The 21842-nt window shown below is 66.6% G+C and carries 16 protein-coding genes; 11 read left to right on the top strand and 5 right to left on the bottom strand.

Annotation, left to right across the window (positions count from 1 at the left end; genetic code table 11):
* The first annotated feature begins 81 nt into the window (after positions 1–81).
* Positions 82–2067, top strand: coding sequence for a PhoX family phosphatase (locus ASF77_RS22620; RefSeq protein WP_056345222.1), 1986 nt, complete (start codon positions 82–84; stop codon positions 2065–2067).
* A 123-nt stretch (positions 2068–2190) separates the two neighbouring features.
* On the opposite strand, the gene ASF77_RS22615 is transcribed toward ASF77_RS22620, so the two are convergent.
* Positions 2191–3837: a ShlB/FhaC/HecB family hemolysin secretion/activation protein gene (locus ASF77_RS22615; RefSeq protein ID WP_056345219.1), complete on the bottom strand. Its 1647-nt coding sequence runs from the start codon at positions 3835–3837 to the stop codon at positions 2191–2193.
* A 42-nt stretch (positions 3838–3879) separates the two neighbouring features.
* Positions 3880–8382 (bottom strand): MBG domain-containing protein, encoded by a 4503-nt coding sequence (locus ASF77_RS22610; RefSeq protein ID WP_056345216.1) that lies wholly within the window; start codon positions 8380–8382, stop codon positions 3880–3882.
* A 226-nt stretch (positions 8383–8608) separates the two neighbouring features.
* On the opposite strand from ASF77_RS22610, the gene ASF77_RS22605 reads away from it, so the two are divergent.
* Positions 8609–9451 carry an MOSC domain-containing protein gene (locus ASF77_RS22605; RefSeq protein WP_056345214.1) on the top strand — a complete coding sequence of 281 codons (843 nt, stop codon included), beginning with the start codon at positions 8609–8611 and terminating at the stop codon, positions 9449–9451.
* A gap of 98 nt (positions 9452–9549) precedes the next feature.
* Entirely contained in the window at positions 9550–10671 is a 1122-nt protein-coding gene (locus ASF77_RS22600; protein WP_056345211.1) for a diguanylate cyclase, read from the top strand.
* Positions 10672–10785: 114 nt separating this feature from the next.
* On the opposite strand, the gene ASF77_RS22595 is transcribed toward ASF77_RS22600, so the two are convergent.
* Positions 10786–12765 (bottom strand): monovalent cation:proton antiporter-2 (CPA2) family protein, encoded by a 1980-nt coding sequence (locus ASF77_RS22595; RefSeq protein ID WP_056345209.1) that lies wholly within the window; start codon positions 12763–12765, stop codon positions 10786–10788.
* A 95-nt stretch (positions 12766–12860) separates the two neighbouring features.
* Between ASF77_RS22595 and ASF77_RS22590 the strand changes: the two genes are divergently transcribed.
* The 8 genes from ASF77_RS22590 to ASF77_RS22555 all read left to right on the top strand — a co-directional run bounded on the left by ASF77_RS22590 (position 12861) and on the right by ASF77_RS22555 (position 19553).
* Positions 12861–13883: an SIS domain-containing protein gene (locus ASF77_RS22590; RefSeq protein WP_056345205.1), complete on the top strand. Its 1023-nt coding sequence runs from the start codon at positions 12861–12863 to the stop codon at positions 13881–13883.
* Between the two features lie 3 nt (positions 13884–13886).
* Positions 13887–14417: an HAD family hydrolase gene (locus ASF77_RS22585; RefSeq protein ID WP_056345331.1), complete on the top strand. Its 531-nt coding sequence runs from the start codon at positions 13887–13889 to the stop codon at positions 14415–14417.
* Positions 14418–14442: 25 nt separating this feature from the next.
* Positions 14443–15045: an LPS export ABC transporter periplasmic protein LptC gene (gene lptC, locus ASF77_RS22580; RefSeq protein ID WP_229445550.1), complete on the top strand. Its 603-nt coding sequence runs from the start codon at positions 14443–14445 to the stop codon at positions 15043–15045.
* A gap of 14 nt (positions 15046–15059) precedes the next feature.
* Entirely contained in the window at positions 15060–15677 is a 618-nt protein-coding gene (lptA, locus tag ASF77_RS22575; protein ID WP_056345199.1) for a lipopolysaccharide transport periplasmic protein LptA, read from the top strand.
* Positions 15677–16438 (top strand): LPS export ABC transporter ATP-binding protein, encoded by a 762-nt coding sequence (gene lptB, locus ASF77_RS22570; protein WP_056345196.1) that lies wholly within the window; start codon positions 15677–15679, stop codon positions 16436–16438. The genes lptA and lptB overlap by 1 nt, the downstream gene beginning before the upstream one ends.
* Before the next feature lie 26 nt (positions 16439–16464).
* Entirely contained in the window at positions 16465–17937 is a 1473-nt protein-coding gene (locus tag ASF77_RS22565; RefSeq protein ID WP_056345191.1) for an RNA polymerase factor sigma-54, read from the top strand.
* A gap of 62 nt (positions 17938–17999) precedes the next feature.
* Complete coding sequence (gene hpf, locus ASF77_RS22560) at positions 18000–18356, top strand: ribosome hibernation-promoting factor, HPF/YfiA family (protein WP_056345188.1); 357 nt, start codon at positions 18000–18002, stop codon at positions 18354–18356.
* Positions 18357–18467: 111 nt separating this feature from the next.
* Positions 18468–19553, top strand: coding sequence for an enoyl-CoA hydratase/isomerase family protein (locus ASF77_RS22555; RefSeq protein ID WP_056345327.1), 1086 nt, complete (start codon positions 18468–18470; stop codon positions 19551–19553).
* Positions 19554–19749: 196 nt separating this feature from the next.
* On the opposite strand, the gene rapZ is transcribed toward ASF77_RS22555, so the two are convergent.
* Positions 19750–20610: an RNase adapter RapZ gene (gene rapZ, locus ASF77_RS22550; RefSeq protein WP_056345186.1), complete on the bottom strand. Its 861-nt coding sequence runs from the start codon at positions 20608–20610 to the stop codon at positions 19750–19752.
* A 277-nt stretch (positions 20611–20887) separates the two neighbouring features.
* Positions 20888–21823: an HPr(Ser) kinase/phosphatase gene (gene hprK, locus ASF77_RS22545; protein ID WP_056345175.1), complete on the bottom strand. Its 936-nt coding sequence runs from the start codon at positions 21821–21823 to the stop codon at positions 20888–20890.
* Between the last annotated feature and the right edge of the window lie 19 nt (positions 21824–21842).

The following is a 21842-nucleotide window of genomic DNA, read 5'->3' as shown; positions in this document are numbered from 1 at the left end:
TCAAGCTGAAACACGCGTCCCCTATGCTGCGCCTCCATGAACGGCAACCGCCGTGCACCACCCTGACCTGGAGAGACTTGCATGCACCCGACCCCCGAACTGTCCCGCCGCCGCCTGCTGCGCATGCTGGGCGCCGCCCCGATGCTGCCGATCGCCGGCGCGGCCGGCGCCTCGCTGCTGACCGCCTGCGGCGGCGGCAACGACAACGATGCCCTGCCGAACGCCACCGCGCCGGTCGCGCCGGTCGCCACGCTCGGTTCGGTCGCCTTCAGCTCGATGGCCGCGCCGACGCTGGCGAATGCCGCCGCGATGGCCACCAACACGGTCGGCTCGACCATGACGGTCAACTTCAGCGACAGCAGCAAGCTGGATTTCAAGCTGGCCTACCAGCCCTTCTTCATCACCGGCGACCGCGTCGCCAACGGCAGCGGCGGCACCATCCTGGCCGGCGGCTACTACGACATCCGCAACCAGCCGATCGTCGACACCACCGTGCCGGGCAAGGAGCGCCAGTTCTTTTCCGACGCGCCCGACGGCACCTCGCTGCTGACGGTGCCGAACGCCAGCGTGCCCGGCGTGAAGGGCAAACCCGTGTTCGCCGTGGTGCAGTTCGAATACACCACCTTCGCCCAGGACGGCAAGACCGGCATGTACGGGCGCCTGCCGTCACCGATCGGCGTGCTCACGCTCGACCAGGACCAGGCTACCGGCAAGCTCACCCTCGTGAAATACCATAACGTCGACACCTCGGGCGTGGAGGGCCTGTGGATCACCTGCGGCGCCAGCCTGTCGCCCTGGGGCACCCACCTGTCGAGCGAGGAATACGAACCGAACGCCTTTACGGCCGCCAGCGACGCCCAGTTCAAGGCCTTCAGTAAAAACCTGTACGGCAGCGAGACCACGGCCAACCCTTACCACTACGGCCACCTGCCGGAAGTGACGGTCAACCCGGACGGCACGGCCTCGATCAAGAAGCACTACTGCATGGGCCGCATCTCGCACGAATTGGTGCAGGTGATGCCGGATCAGCGCACGGTGCTGATGGGCGACGACGCCACCAACAGCGGCTACTTCGTCTTCGTGGCCGACAAGGAAAAGGATCTGTCGAGCGGCGCCCTATACGTGGCCAAGGTCGGCGCCGGCTTCTCGCTCGACCCGAACGCCGCCGCGGCGCCGCTCACCTGGATCAAGCTCGGTGCCGCCACCAGCGCCGAGATCCGCGCGCTGGCCGTCAGCTTGAGGCCGACCGACATCATGGAGGTGCGCACGAGCGATCCGCAGGATCCGACTTTTACGAAGGTCGCCGCCAACGGCGCCATCGAGTGGATCAAGCTGAAACCCGGCATGGACAAGGCGGCCGCCTTCCTCGAGACCCACCGCTACGCCGCGCTGGTCGGCGCCTCGATGGGTTTTACGAAGATGGAAGGAACGACCGTCAACGCGAAGGACAAGATCGCCTATTCGGCGCTGCAGAACTGCCAGAGCTCGATGGTGGCGGGGAATGCGCTGAACGTGGCCGGCAACGGCGTCTCGATCCCGAAGGCGCTGAATGCGGGCGCGGTGATGGCGCTAAAACTGACGGGCGGCCAGAAGGATACGCTGGGTGCGGCCATCAACAGCGAATGGATGCCGGCCGACCTGAAGGCGCTGCTCACGGGCGAGGACATCGCCGCCGACGCGCTCGGCAACACGGCCAATCCCGACCGCATCGGCAATCCGGACAACCTGAAATTCTCGGAAAAGATGCGCACCCTGTTCATCGGCGAGGACAGCGGCCAGCACGTGAACAACTTCCTGTGGGCGTACAACGTCGACACCAAGGTGCTCTCGCGCGTGATGTCGATTCCGGCCGGCGGCGAATCGACCGGCTTGCATGCGGTCGACGAACTGAATGGCTGGACTTACATCATGAGTAACTTCCAGCACGCGGGCGACTGGGGCGGCATCCACAACGTCGTCAAGGGCACGCTCGATCCGCTGGTGCGGGCGAACTACAAGGACAAGTTCGGGGCGGCGGTCGGCTATCTAACGGCGGAGTTGAGCCAGACGAAGCTGGCGAAGGGGTGATAAAGGCGCTGGTCATTCATGCTCCGAACGCGTGGGTCGGGACTCCACCCTACGCATATCTCTGTTCGTAGGGTGGGCTCCCCGAGCCCACGCGTTCACACGCCGCCACCACGCGGCGCGTTTTTAAAACCGGTACTGCACGTCCGCCAGCACCAGCGGCGAGCCCGCGTGCGCATCGGACTGCACCGCGCCGCCGCGGCCGCGCCAGGCGGCGGCCAGGTTCGCATACCAGTTGCCGCGATGGTAGCGCAGGCCGACGCCGCTGCCCGACAGGCTGCGCGTGTTGGCGTCGCCGCTCCATGGGGAACGGTTCACCGTCACCTTGCCGGCGTCGTGGAACACGAAGGGCGCGAAGTCGCCGGCCGTATAGCGCAGCTCCACCTGCACGATGGTGCCGGCGTCGCCGAAGCCTTCGCCGCTCGGCCAGGCGCGCACGCCGTGCGATCCGCCCAGCCCGAACTTCTCCGAAGAGTCGAGATTCTTCGAGGCCCACTGGCGCGACAGGCGCCCGTACAGGTCGACGCGTTCGCTCAAGGCCTGGATGCGCGCGAGATCGAGGTTGAGCTTGCGGAAACGGCCGGCGCTGCGTGCGCTGGCGCGGTCGGCCAGGGCCAGGGTGTCGTCCAGATGGAGGCGGCCCAGGCTCCAGCGCAGGGCGCCGAAGGTAACGCCGGTGCGGATGAATTCGTCGCGCGCATCGAAGTTCAGCGCCGCGCCCACCACCACGCTCGACTTGTCGGCTTCGGCTTCGAGCGCGCCCTGGCGGTCGTTCAGGCGCTTGTGCTCGATCTGGCTCGACAGGCTCAGGTTGCGCCGCTGCGAGCGCACCAGCGGGTAGCTCAGGCCGGCGCTGGCGATGTCGGCGGTGCCGGTCGCGTCCAGCGCGGCGAAGTCGCCGGCCAGCGTGTAATACGAGTGGGTCAGGCCGGCGCGTGTGCGCAGGCCCGAGGCGCCCAGCGGCAGGCTGTAGCCCAGCGCGCCGAACCACATCTTTTCGTTCGTGACGAGCGCCTGCACCGAGATCTGGTCGCCGAAGGTAAAGGGGCTATTCCACTCGACGCCGGCGCGCGCGCGGGTGCGGCCGGTATGGCGGTTGCCGTGGTTGTCGAGCGCCAGTTCGCCGGTCTGCGCCTGCTCGCGCGTCACCTCGACCAGCAGGTCGCCGGTGCCGAAGGTCTCGCCGGGGCGGATCGTCGGCCTGGTCTTGATGCCCGGCTGGTCGTCCAGGATCAGCGTCACCCGTTCCAGCTGCCCGCTTTCGATCGGCGCGCCCGGCGCCAGGGGATCCAGGAAGGCCTGCGCCGACTCGGCCAGGCGCGCCACGCCGGTGGCGGCGATCTTGCCATAGCGGCCTTCGACGACGCGGATGCGCAGCTTGCCGCTGCTGAGATCCTGCTGCGGCAGCAGCGCCCGCGCGAATGGATAGCCGGCCGCCTGGTAGTGGGCGGTGATGCGCGCCGCCAGCCGCTTGAGTCCTGCGAAATCGTAGGACTGGTCGATCACGTCGCCGAGCGCGGCCAGCAGCGCCGCCGTGCCGATCGCGCTGTTGCCTTCGATGGCGACCTGGCGCAGCGTCACCTGGACGCCGCCCCTGGCCGGCGCCGCGGCGGGCGCGGGGACGGCGACCGTCGGCGCGGGACGCGGCGCCTGCAGCTTGGGCGCGGTGTTTTCCTGCAGCAGGCGGCCGGCGTCGGGCAGCTGTTGGGCGACGGCCGGGTAGGCTGCCAGGATCAACAGGGCGGCCGGGAGGAGGGAGGGAAACTTCATCATGTCGGTCGGTTCGATTCGTTAAGCAAGAGGGCGCGCGGCGCCTCAGTTCGCCGGTGCGGCCGGGGCCGCGTCGTTGCCGGTGCTGATACCGGTGCTGATACCGGTGTTGATGCCACCGGAAACAACCATCACGTCCAGGAACTTGACGTCGCGGCCCGAGGTCGGCGTATGCGAGGCGGCGCGTTCCAGCGACTGGCCATCGGCCTCGCCGCCTGTGTTCTCGCCCCCTGCGCGCTCGGCCACCGCGACGTAGGAAAGGGCGCCGACGGTCGGCGGCACCAGTTCCGGCACGATGTTGGTGTAGGGCGCAGCCACGGCAACGCGCGCCGGGGCCGGCGCCGGCGTTACGGGCGCTGGCGTGGCCGCGATCGGCTGTTCGACGACCGGGGCCGGCGCCACCGGCGGGACGATGGCGGGGAGGGGTGCCGGCACCACCGGTGCCACCGGCGCCGCTTCCGCGACGACGGGCGCCGGCTGGGCGACAACCGGCGCCGGCGCCGGCACCACCGGCACCGGCACTGGCACCGGCGCTGGTACCACCGGCGCCGGCTCGGCCACGACCGGCGGCGTGTCGATGCGCAGCGCTGCGCCCGTAAACCCGATCGCGTAGTTGCGGTTGCCAAGCGTGCCCTGGCCGATCGCATAGCTGCCGGCGCCTTCGCCGGCCACGCGTGCCAGTTCGCCCGTCAGGGTGTCGTTGCCGACCAGGCTGCCGTTCGTGAGGCGCCAGGTGAGTTGCGGGTCGGCGGCGCCGGCCAGTTTCGACACGGCGTCGGCGCCGACCGCGATCGGGCGCTGCGCGATCGTCAGGCGACCGTCAGTCACCGTCAGGACGTAGTTGCCGTTGGCAAGGCTGCTGCCGTCGATGGCATAACTGCCGGCGTCTTCGCCGAGCGCGCGCAGCGGCGCGCCGCCCAGCACGTCGTTGCCGACAAGGCTGCCCGACACGATGCGGTAGCCCAGCAGCGGATCGGCGTCGCCGTAGCGTTTGGCGGCGTCGTTCACCGCCACCGTCAATGCGCGCGGCGCGACCGTCAGGGTGCCGTTGATGGCCGTGACCAGGTAATTGCCGTTGGCGAGCGCCGCGGCGTCGATCACATAGCTGCCGACGTTCTCGCCGGCCGCACGGGTAAGTGCGCCCGACAGCGTATCGCCGCCGACCAGGCTGCCCGCCAGGATGCGGTAGCCGAACTGCGGATCGAGCTCGCCATAGATTTTATTTGCATCGTCGGCCGCGACCGTGATCGCGCGCGGCGTCACCGTCAGCGCGGCGCCGCTGGCGCTCACGGCGTAGTTCGGATTGGTCAGGCTTGACGCGTCGATCGTGTAGCTGCCGACGTTTTCGCCGGCGCTGCGCACGACCTGGCCACTCAGGCTGTCGCCGCCGACCAGGCTGCCGGCCAGGATGCGGTAGCCGAGTTGCGGATCGCGCTCGCCATACACTTTAGAGGCGGCGTCGGCCGCGATCGACAGCGCACGCGGGTCGATGCGCGCGGCGACCTGGCCGCTGTTCGACGCGAGCACGTAGTCGGACGCATTGGCGACGCCGCCGCTGACGCCCGTTACCGACATGCCCGACACGATCAGGCGATCGGCGTCGAGCACGTTGGCGCTGTTGTAGACCATGCCGGTTGCGCCGACCGCGACGGTGGCGTTGGCGTCCGCCGCCGCCAGGCCGGTCAGCGCGAACGCCGGCTGGAAGCCGAGCGGGGCGGCGGTGCTGCCGTCGTAGGTCTTGCTGGCCAGGCCGCCGGCGCTGACGCCCAGCACGCGCGGCGCGATCGCGGCGCGGTTGGCGTTCGACGCAGCCGACAGCGAAGGCAGGATGTAGTTGGCGGCCACGCCGTTGGCGCCGTCGAGCAGGGTGATGCCGCTGACGTGGGTGGCGCCGTCGACGTGCGCGCTGTTGGCATGGGCGCCGCTGTAGTTCAGCTGTTCGCCGGCCACCAGGTTGCCGATGGCGAGCACGCCCGCCAGGCTGTCGGAACCGTCGTAGGTCTTGGACGCATTCAGGGTGACTTCGCGCCGCAGGATGCTGCCGCTCATGCCCGACACGGTATTGCTGCCGAGGGTGTAGTTGGCGGCATCCTGGCCATCGAGCACGATGCCGCTCACGCTGACGTTGTCGTACTGGCCGATGACGCTGCCGCCGAAGCTGCCGATGCCCTGCAGGCGCACGTCGTCGGTGCCGATCACGCCAGTGGCCGTGACGGCGGCGCTGCTGGTGCCGTCGTAGACTTTGTTGGCGACGGTGGGCGTCAGTGTGCGCGGCGTGATCTGGTAGCTGCCGCTGTTGAAGTAGCCGACCGCATAGGTCTCGCCGCCCGCCGCGAGGCTGGTCGGATTGGCGGCGTCGCGCGCCAGGCGCGTATAGGTGCCGACGTTCTTGCTGGTGGTGTGGAACAGCGGCGCCGGCTGCAGGCTGGCCGGCGTGAAGCCGGCCGGGCCGCCAAGTCCGCTCAGGGTGAGGTTGGTGGCCAGTGTGCTGCCGTCGTAGACCTTGGTGCCGGCGCCGCTCTGGATCACGTAGGCGGCCTTGGTTGCCATGTCGACCGACTGGTAGCCGGCGTACAGGTAGCTGTTGTTCGAGCCGGGCACCACCAGGTAGCCGCAGTTCAGGTAGCCGTTCACGCAGTTGAGCTGGGGCGTACGCGTATAGCCCGACAGCTGGGGCACGCCGTTGACGAACACCAGCCAGCTGGCCACCGAAGGGCCGTAGAAGGACAGGCGCTCGACGCTGCCGTAGTTGACCAGGCCGATCGCGCCCTGGTCGCGCTCGGCGGCGGTGCCGGCCGCGCTGTTCACGCCGTTCATCAGCATGTTGCCGCCGTTGGTGGCGCTGCCGACCACGGTATTCGTGCCGGCATTCGCTTCGAAGCCGAGGCCGAAGGTTTTCAGGCCGGCGCTGCTCTCGCCGGTGATGTACAGGTCGCCGGCGCCGGAGAGGATCTTCGCGCCCGACTTGATGTAGACGCCGCCCGTCACGGCCGAATAGCTGCCGTTGTTCGAGCCGACCGTGGAGCGGCCGTTGATGGTGATGTGACCGCCCGTCGACAGGATCGATTTGTTCTGCTCGACGACCACCGCCGCTTCGCTCGCGTTCAGGTTGCCGGCGAAGCCGATGCCCTGGTTGCTGGTGCCGCGCGCGCCGCCGATCAGGATGTCGCCGCCATTCGAACGCAGGTTGCCGTTGACGCGCACGCCGCCGTAGATGCCGGCGCCGTTGCCCGCGCTCAGGGTCAGGCCCAGCTTGCCGGTGGTCGCCCCGATGTCGGCGCCGACGATCACGTTGCGGTCGGCCCGCAGGGTCAGCACAGCGTCGCCGCCGGCCGTCTTGGCGATGGCGCTGCTCACCGTGATGTCGCCACTGCCGCTGGCGCCGGCGCCGTACTGCGGGTTGCTCGCCTGGGTGGTGATGGTGACGCTGGTGCCGGTATTGAGCGTGTTCGAGATGTTGGTCGCCGCGGCTGCGTTGATCACGTAGTCGTAGGGATCGACCAGCCACTCGCCGCCGCGGCCGTGCGCGGCGCCGGCGCTCACGTTCAGTCCCGCGCTGTTGGCCACGTGCGCGGCCGAGGTCTCGATGAAGCCGCCGTCGCCGCTGACTGGGGCGCTGGCGTCGAGCGTGCCGCCCACGTCCAGGGTGCCCGAGCGCATGTCGCCCAGCAGCAGGATTTCGCCCCTCTCGCCGGTGGCGAGCGTCTGCGCGCGGATGGTGCCGCTCTGGTTGATCGCGCTGCCGGCCAGCTCCGAAGCTGCCTTGGCCGTGAGCAGCACCGTGCCGCCGTCGGCGCGAATGGCGCCGCCGTTCTCGACCAGGGTGTCGACGGCCGCCTTCTGCAATTGCAGCTTGACCGGGCCGCCCAGGTCGACCAGCACCTGGGACGCGGCGCCCAGCGCCACGCCGCCCGCCGGTGCGTCGATGCTGCCCGTGTTCGTCACCTGCGCCGCTACCAGCGCCACGCTGCCGCCGTGGGCGGCGCGCAAAGCACCCTGGTTGACGACGGCATTGGCGCTGGCGCCTTCGAGCAGGTAGCGGCCGTCGAGGAAGTCGCCGGTCTTCATGTCCAGCGTCGAGGCCAGCAGGCCGCCGGTATCGACCTGGGCGCCAGGCGAAAACAGCACGCCGTTTGGATTAAGCAGGAAGACCTGGCCGTTGGCGCGCAGGGCGCCCTGGATGACGGACGGGTCGCTGCCCAGCACGCGGTTCAGCGCCACCGCATTCGCCGATGGCTGGCGGAAGACGACGGTGCCGCCCTGGCCGATCGAAAAGCCCTGCCAGTCGATTGCCAGTTTCGAGCTTGCCTGGTCGATCGTGGTCGTGTTGCCGGTCTGGGTGATGCTGCCCGTGCCGGCGGTCACATTGCCGTCGGTCGGCAGCACCGGCGCAGCGAAGGCGGATGCGGCCAGGCTCAATGCCGCCCCGGCCAGCAGCGGACGCAGCGCGCGCGTGGACTTGGATTTGCCTCGCCCTTTTGCGGTTTCGGGAGCGGCTTGCCACAGGCCGAGGGTGGCGTTCCAGACGAGGCGATAAGTATTGTTCATGATTTTGGGCAACAAAAGATGCCAGTAATTTTATCGCGCTGCTTGTAGGAAACATCTTACAGAGTCGATAAATCCGGTAACTGTGTCAGCGTAAAACAACGATCGGTGATCGCATCGACAAGAGCTTGCCTAAATGAAATGACAAGATGGCATGCTCCAGAGCCTGGCTGTGGCAAGCCCAGGATTTGATGCGATACTGTCGGCCCCGACATCCAGGCACGCAGCAATGGCCACACTTTCCCAGCTCATCCTCTATCCGATCAAATCCTGCGCCGCCATGCCGGTCGAGGAGGCGGTTGCCACCGTCTCCGGCCTGTCCGCGCAGGGCGTGCACGACCGCGAATGGATGCTGGTCACGCACGAGGGCCAGTTCCTGACCCAGCGCGAATTTCCGCGCATGGCGACGCTCGTGCCGCGCGTCGACGGCGACGCCTTGATGGTCAGCGCGCCTGGCCTGCCGCCGCTGCGCCTGCCGCTGGCGCAGGCGTCCGGCCCGACGCTGCGCGTCCAGATCTGGGACGACTTGGTGGACGCCCTCGATTGCGGCGACGCGGCCGCCGCCTGGTTCGGAGTAGCGCTGTCCACCGCCTGCCGCCTGGTGCGCTTCAAGCCGGAACTGGCGCGGCCGACGAGCGAAAAGTGGACAGGCGGCGCACCCTCGGCGGCGCGTTTCGCCGATGCCTATCCGCTGCTGCTGATCGGGCAGGCCGCCCTCGATGAGATCAATGCGCGCATGCGCGCCGCCGGCCGCGCCGCACTGCCGATGGATCGCTTCCGCCCGAATCTGGTGATCGAGGGTAGCGACCCGTTCGAAGAGGACTATACGCAAGCGCTGCGCTGCGGCGACATCGTGATCAAGCCCGTTAAGCCCTGCGCGCGCTGCCCGATCCCGGCCATCGACCAGGCCACCGGCATTCCCGGCCCCGACCCGCTCGACATCCTGCAATCCTGGCGCGCCAAGGCGATCCTCGACGGCGCCGTCTGCGTCGGCATGAACTGCATCGTAGCCGCGGGCAGCGGCGCCACCCTGCGCGTCGGGCAGGCGTTCGAGACCAGCCTGTCGTTTTAAGGCAGCGCTGCCGTTCTCAAAAGCGAAAAAATCGGCAATCCCGTTTTCAAGTGTCGAAAACTCACGTAATGTAACGGGTATTGCTGAAAGGAATCCCCATGCACCAGCCGGACGCCGTCTTGCCCGACCTGCGCAACCTCGTTGCCGAGAACGAAGCCCTGCGCGCGCGGATCGGCTATGTCATGGAGCAGGCCCAGCGCAACCACGAGATCATGGCGCGGCACCAGGCCTTCGACCTGGAGATCGTCGGCGCCTCGAATTTCCCGCAGCTGGTCGGCACCATCTTCCGCCTGCTGCCCGTCATTTCCGATCTCGACGCCGTGACCCTGTCGCTGGTCGACACCGACGCCGACATTTATACGGTCATGCACAAGCTGGGCGTGGATTTCGAAGCGCTGTCCGACCTGCTGTTCTGCGAGCACGCGGTGGAACTGGGCTTCGAGCCGAGCGAGCGCCCGCGTCCGCGCCTGGGGCCGTACACGAAGGCCGAGCACGGGGCAATGTTCCCGCACCCGCCAGCCGGCCTGCAAAGCGTGGCGCTGGTGCCGCTGCTGCGCAATAAACGCCTGATCGGCAGCCTGAACCTGGGCAGCTGCGACCCGGAGCGCTTCACGGCGGCGCTGGGAACGGACTTCGTCGAGCACATGGCCTCGATCATCGCGATCTGCCTGGAAAACGTGATCAGCAACGAGATGCTGAAGTACATCGGGCTGACCGATCCGCTGACCGGCGTCTACAACCGCCGCTACATCGACCGCCGCCTGGTCGAGGAAATCGCGCGCGCCCAGCGCCAGCACTACCAGATTTCCTTCATGTTCATCGACGTCGACCATTTCAAGCAGGTCAACGATCGCATCGGCCACCAGGCCGGCGACGACGTGCTGCGCGAAGTGGCGGCGCGCATCAAGATGGAATTGCGCGTCTCGGACGCGTTGGCGCGCTTCGGCGGCGAGGAATTCGTCGTCCTCCTGATCAATGCCGACCTGCAGGCGGCCGCCATGGTCGCCGACCGCATCCGCGCCGGCGTGGCGGATAAACCCTTCGACCTGGCGGGCGGGCAGAGCCTGGATGTCGCGGTGTCGATCGGCGTCGCCGCCCTCGACGACGGCGCGCGCGAGCACCCGATCGAAGTCGTGGCGCAGCAATTGGTGGCATCGGCCGACGCGGCGCTGTACCAGGCCAAGGAAGGCGGGCGCAACCGGGTGGTGATGGCAGGCTGAGATTTGCCGGGAACGCCGCATGCATGCCGCGCGGCTGTTCGGACGCTGGTTGAACGCGTGGCCGGCGAAGCCGTCCACCCTACGTTTCTTCGGCAAGCATTGCGCGATCAGCGCTTACAACAAACGCCCCTCCGCCCGCGTCACCGCATCGCCCGACCCGCGCAGCACTACCACGTCTCCCGCCTGCAGCACCGTCGCCGGCGCCGGTTCGATGCGCATCCGCGCGCGCCGGATGCCGCTCACTTCAGCCTGCAGTTCGTCCAGCCCGAGTTCGTCGATGCGCCGTCCGACCGCCTGTGCTTCCTCGCCCAGCACTACCGAGTGCAGGCGCACATAGGTGTGTTCCGGATCGTCGATCAGGTCGCTGGCGCCGTGAAAATAGCCGCGCAGCGAGGCGTAGCGTTCGTCGCGCGCGCTCTGCACGCGGTGCACGACGCGGCGCAGCGGCACGCCCACCACCACCAGCGCGTGCGAGGCCAGCATCAGGCTGCTCTCGAGCGCCTCCGGCACGACTTCGGTCGCCCCGGCCTGGCGCAGCAGTTCCAGGTCGCTGTCGTCGTGGCTGCGCACGATCACCGGCAAGGACGGCGCCAGCTCGTGCACCAGGTGCAGCACTTTCAGCGCCGCGCGCGTGTCGGCGAAGGTGATCACCAAGGCACTGGCGCGGTTGATGCCAGCCGCGATCAGCGCCTCGCGCCGGCCGGCGTCGCCGTAGGAGACGCTGGAACCGGCCGCCTGCGCCTCCTGCACCCGCTCCGGATCCAGGTCGAGCGCGTACCAGGGCAGCTTTTCGTCGGAGAGCAGGGTGGCCACGCTCTGGCCGCTGCGCCCGAAGCCGGCCAGGATCACGTGCTTTTGCGCGGCCATCGTGCGGCTGGCCAGCTGCGTCAGCTGCAGCGACTGCATCATCCATTCGTTGGAGGCGAGCTTCATGACGATCCGATCCGACTTCTCGATCACGAACGGCGCGACCAGCATCGACAGCACCATCGAGGCGAGTACCAGCTGCATCAGGAAGGGATCGATCAGCTTCGAGCCCGAGGCCATGTTCAGCAGCACGAAGCCGAATTCGCCGGCCTGGGCCAGCGCCAGACCGGTGCGCATCGCCACGCCGTCGGAGGAACCGAAGGCCTTGGCCAGCAGCGCGATCAGCGCGAATTTCAATAGCACGGGCACGGCCAGCAGGAGCAGCACCAGCCACCAGTGCTGCAGCACCAGCTGCACGTTGAGCAGCATGCCGATGGTGATGAAGAACAGGCCCAGCAGCACGTCGCGGAAGGGCTTGATGTCTTCCTCGACCTGGTGCTTGAACTGGGTTTCCGAGATCAGCATGCCAGCGACAAAGGCGCCCAGGGCGAGCGACAGGCCGGCGCGCTCGGTGATCCAGGCCGCGCCCAGCGTCACCAATAACAGGTTCAGCATGAACAGCTCCTGCGAGCGGCGCTTGGCCACCAGCGTGAACCAGCTGCGCATGAGCTTCTGGCCGAAGAACAGCAGCAGCGCCAGCACCGCCGCCGCCTTGACGCCGGCCCAGGCCAGGGTTTTCACCAGATTCTCCGGGTCTTTCGCCAGCGCCGGAATCAGGATCAGGAGCGGCACCACGGCCAGATCCTGGAACAGCAGGATGCCGATGATGCGCCGTCCATGCTCGCTTTCCAGCTCCAGCCGTTCGGTCAGCAGTTTCACCACGATGGCGGTCGACGACATCGCCAGCGCGCCCCCCAGCGCGAACGCGGCCTGCCAGCTGATGTGCAGCTGCGGCGCCCACATCGACAGCAGCAAGCCGCCGATCACGGTGGCGACTATGGTCAGCACCACCTGCGCCAGCCCGAGCCCGAACACGATGCGCCGCATCGCGCGCAGTTGCGACAGCGAGAATTCGAGGCCGATCGAGAACATCAGGAAGACGACGCCGAATTCGGCCAGCGCGTGCGTGGAGTGGGTCTCGGCCGCCAGCCCGAGGGCGTGCGGCCCGATCAGCACGCCGACGGCCAGGTAGCCCAGCATCGGCGGCAAGTGCAGGCTGCGGAAAGCAACGACGCCGAGCACGGCGCTGCCAAGCAACAACAGGGTCAGTTCGAGGCCGGATGCCATGCGTTATAGAAATGAAGAAGCATTTTCTGTGGATGGCGCGTTGTTTGATACGTCTGGCAAGTTTTTTGCTTTCTCAATTCGTTTATACTTCCGGAATGAGTGTAACCGATGAAAAAACAATGCTGAACAGTTTTGACGAGAACCAGTCGCGCCGCGTTCTCCAACTCGCGCGCGAGACCCTCGCGATCGAAGCCGAGGCCATTTCAGCCGTGCATGCGCGGCTCGACGCCGACGACAGCCTGGTACGCGCCGTCGCCGTGCTGTACGCCTGCACTGGCCGCGTGGTGGTTTCGGGCATGGGCAAGTCCGGCCATATCGCGCGCAAGATCGCCGCGACCCTGGCCTCGACCGGCACCCCGGCCATGTTCGTGCATCCGGGCGAAGCCGCCCACGGCGACCTCGGCATGGTGACGGCGCAAGACGTCTTCATCGCCATCTCGAATTCCGGCGAATCGTCCGAGTTGATGGACATCCTGCCGGTCGTGAAACGCATGGGCGCGCCCCTGATCGCGATGACCGGCAAGCCGCAATCGCGCCTGGCGCAGCTCGCCGACGTCCACCTCGACATCTCGGTGGCCAAGGAAGCCTGCCCGATGAACCTGGCGCCGACGGCCAGCACCACCGTGACGCTGGCCATGGGCGACGCCCTGGCCGTGGCGCTGCTCGATGTGCGCGGTTTCCGCGAGGAGGACTTCGCGCGCTCGCATCCGGGCGGGGCCCTGGGCCGGCGCCTGCTGACCCATGTGCGCGACGTCATGCGCAGCGGCGAGGCCATCCCCGCCGTCACGCCCGACACGGCGCTCACCGCGGCCCTGCTCGAAATCAGCCAGAAGGGCATGGGCATGACGGCCGTCGTCGATCCCGACTACAAACCGCTGGGCGTGTTCACCGACGGCGACCTGCGCCGCCTGATCGAACGCGTGCAGGATTTCTCGAACCTCACCATCCGCGACGTCATGCACGTCGGCGCGCGCACCGTGCACCCCGAGCAGCTGGCGGTGGACGCGGTGGCGATCATGGAAGAATTCCGCATCAACCAGATGCTGGTGGTCGACGCGGCCGGCGTGCTGGTCGGCGCCCTGCACATCCACGACCTGACCCGCGCCAAGGTGATTTGATTGATGACGCCCCTCGCACACATGGAGCGCGCCGCGCGCGTGAAGGTCATGATCTTCGACGTCGACGGCATCCTGACCGACGGCAGCCTGACCTACGGCCCGGACGGAGAGATCACCAAGACCTTCAACGTCCTCGACGGCCTGGGCATCCAGCTGCTGCAGAAGACCGGCGTCGCCACCGCCATCATCAGCGCCCGCAAGTCGCCGATCGTGGTGGCGCGCGCCAAGGATCTGGGCATTACCCACGTCTGGCAGGGTTTCCACGACAAGCGCGTCGCGTTTGCCGAACTGCTGGCGCAGCTGAACCTCACGGCCGAGCAGTGCGGCTACATCGGCGACGACGTGATCGACCTGCCGCTGCTGACGAAAGTCGGCTTCGCCGTCACGGTGCCGACCGGGCACCCGGAAGTGCAGCACCGCGCCCATTACGTGACCAAGGCCGGCGGCGGACGCGGCGCCGTGCGCGAAGTGTGCGACATGGTGATGCGCGCCCAGGGCACCTACGAAGCGGCGCTCGCGCCGTATTTCGCGTGATAGGCATGACGGCATGGCGACCTACGTGAACAAACGCACCGCGCACCGCTGGCGCACGCTGGCGCTGATGCTGACGGCCGTGTTCTTCGCCTTCGGCAGCTTCTGGCTGCTGCAGGCCTTCGATTCGGACGACGCGCCCGGCATGGGGAACAACCAGAACGAGCCCGATTACATCGTCGAGAACTTCAGCTTCGTGCGCATGACGGAGAACGGCGTGCCGCGCTACGTGATGTCGGGCGCGCGCCTGGCCCACCATCCGCACAACGACGTTTCCGAGATCACCAAACCGGTCGTCGAGAGCATGGCGCCCGAGCGTCCGCGCATGACCATGCACGCCGACCGCGGCCAGGTCTACCATGGCGAGAACCGCGTCGAATTGATGGGCAACGTCGACATCAAGCGCCCGGCCACGCCGACCAGCGAAGCCCTGCACGCGCGCACCGAAGCGCTCACTGTGCTGGCCGACGACGAGATCGTCAAGACCGACCGTCCCGTGCAGATGACGCTCGGCGCCGCCACGGCGCACGGAGTCGGCATGGTGGCCGAGAACCCGACCCAGAAGCTGCACCTCGGCGGACGCGGCCAGATCGTTTATCCGCCGCGCCAGCCGCAGGCACCACCCCAATAACAGGAATGCGCTTTATGAAAAAACTCTTCGCCGCCGCTTTCGTTTCGCTGCTGTCGCTGTCGCTGTCGACGGCCCAGGCCGAGCGCGCCGATTCGCTCAAGCAGGCCGTGGTCAGCTTCGACTCGCTCGACGTGGACGAAGTCACGCAGACCCGCATCGTGACCGGCAACGTCGTGCTCACGCGCGGCACCTTGACCCTGAAATCCGACCGCGCGCTCATCAAGGAAACCCCGGAAGGCTACATGAGCGTGACGCTGACCTCGGCCCCGGGCCGCGTCGCCACCTTCCGCCAGAAACGCGACGGCGGCCCCGACCTGTGGATGGAAGGCCAGGCCGAGCGCATCGAGTACGACGAGCGGGTCGAAGTGGTCAAGCTGTTCTCGAAAGCGGTGGTGAAGGAACTCGAAAACGGGCGCCTGACCAACGAACTCGATGGCGCCTACATCTCCTACGACAGCCGCCGCGAAGTGGCGACCGTGCGCAACGACGCCAGCGGCGAGAGCAAGGTCGGCGGCGGCCGCGGCACCCTGATCATCGCGCCGCGCCGTACGACGGCGGCGCCGGCCGCAGCGGCCCCATCGGCCCCATCGGCAGCACCCGCCGCGGCGCCGGCAGCAGCAGGAAAGAAATGATGAAAGTGGTACCTGACAGTCACAGCACCCTGGTCGTCCGCGGGCTGCAAAAAAGTTACGGCAAGCGCCTGGTCGTGCGCGACGTCTCGCTCGAAGTGGGCTGCGGCGAAGTCGTCGGCCTGCTCGGGCCGAACGGCGCCGGCAAGACCACCTCGTTCTACATGATCGTCGGCCTGGTGCCCTCGGACGCCGGCACCATCGAGATCAACGGCGCCGACATCTCGAGCCTGCCGATCCACCGGCGCGCGGTGATGGGGTTATCGTACCTGCCGCAGGAAGCCTCGGTGTTCCGCAAGCTGACGGTGGAAGACAATATCCGCGCCGTGCTGGAACTGCAGCACGACGAGAACGGCAAGTCGCTCACGCGGGCCGCCATCGACGCGCGCTTGGACTCTCTCCTGGCCGAACTCCAAATCGAGAAGCTGCGCGAGAATCCGGCGCTGTCGCTGTCGGGCGGCGAACGCCGCCGCGTCGAGATCGCACGCGCGCTGGCCACCAACCCGCGCTTCGTGCTGCTCGACGAACCCTTTGCCGGTGTCGATCCGATCGCGGTGATCGAGATCCAGCGCATCGTGCGCTTCCTGAAGGAGCGCGGCATCGGCGTCCTGATCACCGACCATAACGTGCGCGAGACGCTGGGCATCTGCGACCGCGCCTACATCATCAACCAGGGCGCGGTGCTGGCGTCGGGACGTCCCGACGATATCATCGCCGACGAGTCGGTACGGCGCGTCTACCTGGGCGAACACTTCCGCATGTAGCAACCGAACGGAATCGAAGCGGAAACATGAAACAGTCACTGCAACTTCGGACTTCGCAGCACCTGGCGCTCACGCCGCAGCTACAACAGTCGATCCGCCTGCTGCAGCTGTCCACGCTCGAACTGCACCAGGAGATCGAGCAAATCCTGTCGGACAATCCGCTGCTCGAGCGGCTCGACGATCCGCTCGACCATTCGGTGCGCCTGCTGGCCGACGGCGCCATCAACGACGCCCCGGTGCAGCCGGCCGAGGCTCCGGCGCCGGGCGCCGACGAAGGCGCGCCGGCGGCGGACGCGGGCGAAGGCCTGGACGGCGGCGGCGATGTCGAACGCGGCGAGTCCGAGGGCGACTGGGGCGAGGGCAGCCGCAGCGCGGGCGGCGAGGGCGACGACGACGGCCGGCCGCAACTGGGCGCCATCGGCGTGACCCTGCGCGAGCACCTGTGCGAGCAGATCCGCGTCACCGGCGTCACGGCGCGCGACCGCGCGCTGGCCGAACTCGTGATCGACGCCATCGACGACAACGGCTACCTGGAAGAGCAGCTCGACGAGATCCATGCGCGCCTGCCGGAAGAACTTGAAGTCGAAATGGACGAGCTGCGCTGCGCGCTGGCGCTGGTGCAGAGCCTCGATCCGGTCGGCGTCGGCGCGCGCAGCGCGGCCGAGTGCCTGGCGCTGCAGATCCGCAGCATGCCTGGCGTGCCGCTGGTGACGCGGCGCATGGCTCTCAAGATTGTCGAGGGCTACCTGAGCTGGTTCGCGCAGCGCGAATTCACCAAGCTGAAAAAGGCGCTCGACTGCGACGACGAAGACCTGCGCGAAGCCCAAGCCGTGATCCGCCAGTGCAATCCGCACCCCGGCGCGGCCTTTGCATCGAGCGTGTCGGACTACGTCGTTCCGGACGTGATTGTCCGGAAATCGAAGAACGGCTGGATCGTCTCGCTCAACAACGAAGTCATGCCGCGCCTGCGCGTGAACAACGTCTATGCCCAGCTGCTCAAGGGCGGAAAAGGCGAAGGGCAAATGAGCGCGCAGCTGCAGGAAGCGAAGTGGCTCATCAAGAATATGCGCCAGCGCTTCGACACGATTCTGCGTGTTTCGCAGGCAATTGTAGAGCGTCAGAAGAACTTTTTCAGCCATGGCGCGGTTGCCATGCGTCCCCTTGTGCTTCGTGAGATTGCTGATACACTGGGTCTGCACGAGAGCACCATTTCTCGTGTAACAACTCAGAAATTCATGCTGACCCCGCACGGCATGTTTGAGCTGAAGTATTTCTTCGGAAGCCATGTCGCCACCGAAGCGGGGGGCGAAGCATCGTCGACGGCGATACGGGCGCTCATTGCGCAGCTGACAGGAGCAGAGGACCCAAAGAACCCATTATCCGACAGCAAGATCGCGGAAATGCTCGGTGAACAAGGCATGGTCATTGCGCGCCGCACGGTTGCAAAATACCGCGAGGCGCTCAAGATACCTCCCGTCAGTCTCCGCAAATCCTTGTAACAGCGGCTCCCACGTGCGTCCCAAGCGCCAGGCGGCGCCGCGCATTTATCAAAGGAGTGTGTATGAATCTCACCATCAGTGGCCACCACCTCGATGTCACCCCCGCCATCCGTGAATACGTACAGAACAAGCTCGAACGCATCACCCGCCATTTCGATCAAGTGATCGATTCCCATGTGATCCTCGCGATCGACAATCTCACCGAAAAAGACAAAAGGCAAAAAGCCGAGATTAACCTGCGCCTGTCAGGCAAGACAGTACACGTGGAAAGTGTGGCGCAAGACCTGTATGCCGCGATCGACCTCCTGATGGACAGGCTCGACCGCCAGGTGATGAAATACAAATCGATGCTGCAAAACCATAGTCACGAGGCGCTCAAGCGCCGTCCTGAGGGCGGAGAGGCCGCTGCTGCGATCTGATCGCGCACCACGCACCGTCTGAACGAGGGCGCCGGGAGGCGCCCTTTTCAATTTCGGGAGTCCGGCTCCGTCTTGGGTAAAATGCATGTCTTTTCCATCATCCTGCTCACCATGACCGACCATGTCCTGACCCGCGTTGCCAACGGCACCGGCATCATCACGCTCGACCGTCCGAAAGCCCTGAACTCCCTCTCACTGGCCATGGTGCGGCGCCTGACCGACGTCCTGCTGGCCTGGCGCGACGACGCATCCGTCGCCGCGGTGGTACTGACCAGCAGCAGCGAAAAAGCCCTGTGCGCCGGCGGCGACATCCGCTTCTTCTTCGAGGCCGGTCACGCCACGCCGACCGGCAACAGCGCGCTGCTGGAGGATTTTTTCACGGAAGAATACGCGCTGAACCACCTGATCCATTTCTATCGGAAACCCTATATCTCGATCATGGATGGCGTAGTGATGGGCGGCGGCATGGGCATCGCCCAGGGCGGCCCCGAGACCGGCCTGCGCATCGTTACCGAGCGCACGAAAATGGCGATGCCGGAAGTGAACATCGGCCTGTTCCCGGATGTCGGCGGCAGCCATTTCTTGTCGCATGCGCCTGGGCAGCTCGGCAATTACCTGGGTCTCACAGGCCTGACGATCGGCGCCGCCGACGCCCTGTATGTCGGCCTGGCCGATGCCTTCGTGCCGGGCGCGCAATTGGCCGAACTGAATGCGCTGATCGAGGCGACGCCGGGCGCGCAACTGGCGGACGCAATCCGTTCGTTCGCCGCACGCTTTGCCGCGGACGCGGGCGTCGGCACATTGGAAGCGCAGCGCCCTGCGATCGACGGGCATTTCGGCGCCGGCTCGGTGGCGGCGATCATGGCCTCGCTGGAAAAGGGTGAGCATCCGTTCCTGCAAAAGGCGCTCGCTGCGATGCGCCAGCGTTCGCCTTTGATGATGTGCGTGACCCACGAGATGCTGCTGCGCGGCGCATCGATGGACGTCGCCGACTGCCTGCGCATGGAGCGCTCGCTGGTGCGCCGCAATTTCGAACACGGCGAAGTGCTGGAAGGCGTGCGCGCGCTGGTGATCGACAAGGACAATGCGCCGCAGTGGAATCCCCCTCGCCTTGAAGAGGTGACGCCGGAGATGGTGGAGAGATTCTTCGAACCGGTGTGGCCGGAGCATGCGCATCCGCTGCGGCATTTGGTGTGATGTAGGGTGGTCGGCTCCACCCGGGTGTCGGAGCACCCGGTAACGCCGGCGCCGCCCACGCGTTCAACCGCCGTATGAACATGCGCGTCGGTTCACACGTACGTTGAACGCGTGGGCGGCGCATACGCTGCGTCGATCATTATTTTCGGGTGGAGCCGACCACCCTACGTGGATGCGGCCAATATCAATGTAAATTCTACGACTGCTCGCGATGCCGCAGCACGACCCGTTCGGTCTCATTGAAGTAGGCAGCCAATCGCTCCGCCATGTACACCGAGCGATGCTGCCCGCCCGTGCAGCCCACGGCCACCGTCAGGTAGCTGCGGTTGTCGGTCTTGAACGAAGGCAGCCACTTCTCGACGAATTTGCAGATGTCTTGCAGCATCTCGGTGGCGCTCGGCTGGGCGTCTAGGAAGGCGATGACGGGGGCGTCCTTGCCGGTCAGCGGGCGCAGGGCCAGGTCGTAATACGGGTTCGGGATGGCGCGCACGTCGAACACAAAATCGGCGTCGAGCGGCACGCCGACCTTGAAGGCGAAGGATTCGAAGAACAGGGTCAGCGGCGCATGCTGCACCTCGGCTAGTTCCTTGATCCAGGCGCGCAGTTTATTCGCCGAGGCTTCCGAAGTATCGATCACGTGGCCGAGCTGCTCGATGGCCGCGAGGCGCTCGCGTTCTTCGGCGATGCACTCGATCAGGGTGCGCCGCGAGGCCGGATTCTCGCCCGGCATCAGGGTATGCGACAGCGGGTGGCTGCGCCGCGTTTCCGAAAAGCGCGCGACCAGCGAATGGGTACTCGAGGTAAGGAACAGCACCTTCACCTGGTGGCCTTCTTCCTTCAGCGTACGCACCGTGAGCGGCAGTTCGACCAGCGACTCGGCGCTGCGCGCGTCGACCGCGACGGCCAGCTTGGCCGTGCCTGCGGACGTCGTCTTGACCAGCTGCGGCAGCAAGGCCGGCGGCAGGTTGTCGACGCAGTAGTAACCCGCGTCTTCCAGGACATTCAGGGCAACCGATTTGCCCGAGCCGGAGATACCGGTAATGAGAACGATGTGCATGGCTCGATGATACCGCAACCGTTAGCGCTTTGTCGCCGATCGTCCCGATTTTGACCGGTTAGGGGTGCATACGTTCCGATCGCACCAGTTAGCGGAGAATGTGCAGTCTTAATTCCCGCTCATCGCCTGCGTAACGGTCTGCCCTTGCAAGGGCAGACTCCTTAGCAACACTCAATCTCCGCTCATCGCTTGCCGTTGGTGAAGCAGGGGTTTCGCGGGACATGTCCCGCGCCTGCGTAACGGTCTGCCCTTGCAAGGGCAGACTCCTTAGCAACACTCAATCTCCGCTCATCGCTTGCCGTTGCCGCTCCATGAACTCCTGCAGCGTATCGATCCCGCGCAGTTGCAGGATCGTGTTGCGCACAGCGGCCTCGAGCAGCACCGCGATGTTGCGGCCGGCGGCGACGGGGATGACGACCTTGCGGATCGGCAGTCCCAGCACCTCTTCGGTCGGGAAGTGGAAGGGCAGGCGCTCCACTTCTTCGTCGAGCACGCCGCGCTTCACGAGGTGCACGATCAGTTTCAGGCGCATCTTGCGGCGCACCGCCGTCTCGCCGAAGATCGCCTTGATGTCGAGCAGCCCCAGGCCGCGCACTTCCAGCAGGTTCTGCAGCAGCGGCGGGCAGCGGCCCTCGATCATGTTGGGCGCGATGCGCGAGAATTCGACGGCGTCGTCGGCGACCAGGCCGTGCGAGCGCGAAATCAGTTCCAGGCCCAGTTCGCTCTTGCCGAGGCCGGAGTCGCCGGTGATCAGCACGCCTACGCCGAGCACGTCCATGAAGACGCCGTGCATGATCACGCGCTGGGCGAGTTTCTTCGAGAGATACACGCGCAGGAAGTCGATGACCTGGGCGGCCGGCAGCGGGGTCGAAAACAGCGGGATGTTCTGCTCGTCGCAGATGGCGAGGATGTCGGGCGGCGTTTCCAGACCCTGCGCGATGATCAGGGCCGGCGGGCCGCCGCCGATCAGTTCGCCGATCACATGGCTGCGCGAACTCGATTTGAGGCGGTGATAGTAATTTAGTTCCTGGTGCCCGAAGACCTGGATGCGGCCCGGGTGGATCAGGTTCAGGTGGCCGACCTGGTCGGCGGCCGAGGCGACGTCGCCCGAGATCAGCCGCTCGCCGCCAGGAAAGCCGGCGAACCAGCCCAGTTGCAGGCTGTCGCGGTTATCGTCGTACAGCCGTTGGATCGTGAGCGGAGTCTGCAGCATGGCGAGAGAAAATTAGGGG

Origin of the sequence: Massilia sp. Leaf139, from assembly GCF_001424165.1 — a bacterium.
Lineage (GTDB): Bacteria > Pseudomonadota > Gammaproteobacteria > Burkholderiales > Burkholderiaceae_D > Telluria.
The sequence above is the reverse complement of the archived record's forward strand: the minus strand, read 5'-3'. Positions and strand labels throughout refer to the sequence as shown.

Excerpts from the sequence above, each read along its gene's own strand:
- ASF77_RS22610 (WP_056345216.1), bottom strand. The coding sequence starts at position 8,382 with ATGAACAATACTTATCGCCTCGTCTGGAACGCCACCCTCGGCCTGTGG.
- ASF77_RS22595 (WP_056345209.1), bottom strand. The coding sequence starts at position 12,765 with ATGGCATCCGGCCTCGAACTGACCCTGTTGTTGCTTGGCAGCGCCGTG.
- hprK (WP_056345175.1), bottom strand. The coding sequence starts at position 21,823 with ATGCTGCAGACTCCGCTCACGATCCAACGGCTGTACGACGATAACCGC.
- ASF77_RS22620 (WP_056345222.1), top strand. The coding sequence starts at position 82 with ATGCACCCGACCCCCGAACTGTCCCGCCGCCGCCTGCTGCGCATGCTG.
- ASF77_RS22555 (WP_056345327.1), top strand. The coding sequence starts at position 18,468 with ATGACCGACCATGTCCTGACCCGCGTTGCCAACGGCACCGGCATCATC.
- rapZ (WP_056345186.1), bottom strand. The coding sequence starts at position 20,610 with ATGCACATCGTTCTCATTACCGGTATCTCCGGCTCGGGCAAATCGGTT.
- ASF77_RS22585 (WP_056345331.1), top strand. The coding sequence starts at position 13,887 with ATGACGCCCCTCGCACACATGGAGCGCGCCGCGCGCGTGAAGGTCATG.
- ASF77_RS22590 (WP_056345205.1), top strand. The coding sequence starts at position 12,861 with ATGAGTGTAACCGATGAAAAAACAATGCTGAACAGTTTTGACGAGAAC.
- hpf (WP_056345188.1), top strand. The coding sequence starts at position 18,000 with ATGAATCTCACCATCAGTGGCCACCACCTCGATGTCACCCCCGCCATC.
- ASF77_RS22600 (WP_056345211.1), top strand. The coding sequence starts at position 9,550 with ATGCACCAGCCGGACGCCGTCTTGCCCGACCTGCGCAACCTCGTTGCC.
- ASF77_RS22565 (WP_056345191.1), top strand. The coding sequence starts at position 16,465 with ATGAAACAGTCACTGCAACTTCGGACTTCGCAGCACCTGGCGCTCACG.
- ASF77_RS22615 (WP_056345219.1), bottom strand. The coding sequence starts at position 3,837 with ATGATGAAGTTTCCCTCCCTCCTCCCGGCCGCCCTGTTGATCCTGGCA.
- lptA (WP_056345199.1), top strand. The coding sequence starts at position 15,060 with ATGAAAAAACTCTTCGCCGCCGCTTTCGTTTCGCTGCTGTCGCTGTCG.
- lptB (WP_056345196.1), top strand. The coding sequence starts at position 15,677 with ATGAAAGTGGTACCTGACAGTCACAGCACCCTGGTCGTCCGCGGGCTG.
- ASF77_RS22605 (WP_056345214.1), top strand. The coding sequence starts at position 8,609 with ATGGCCACACTTTCCCAGCTCATCCTCTATCCGATCAAATCCTGCGCC.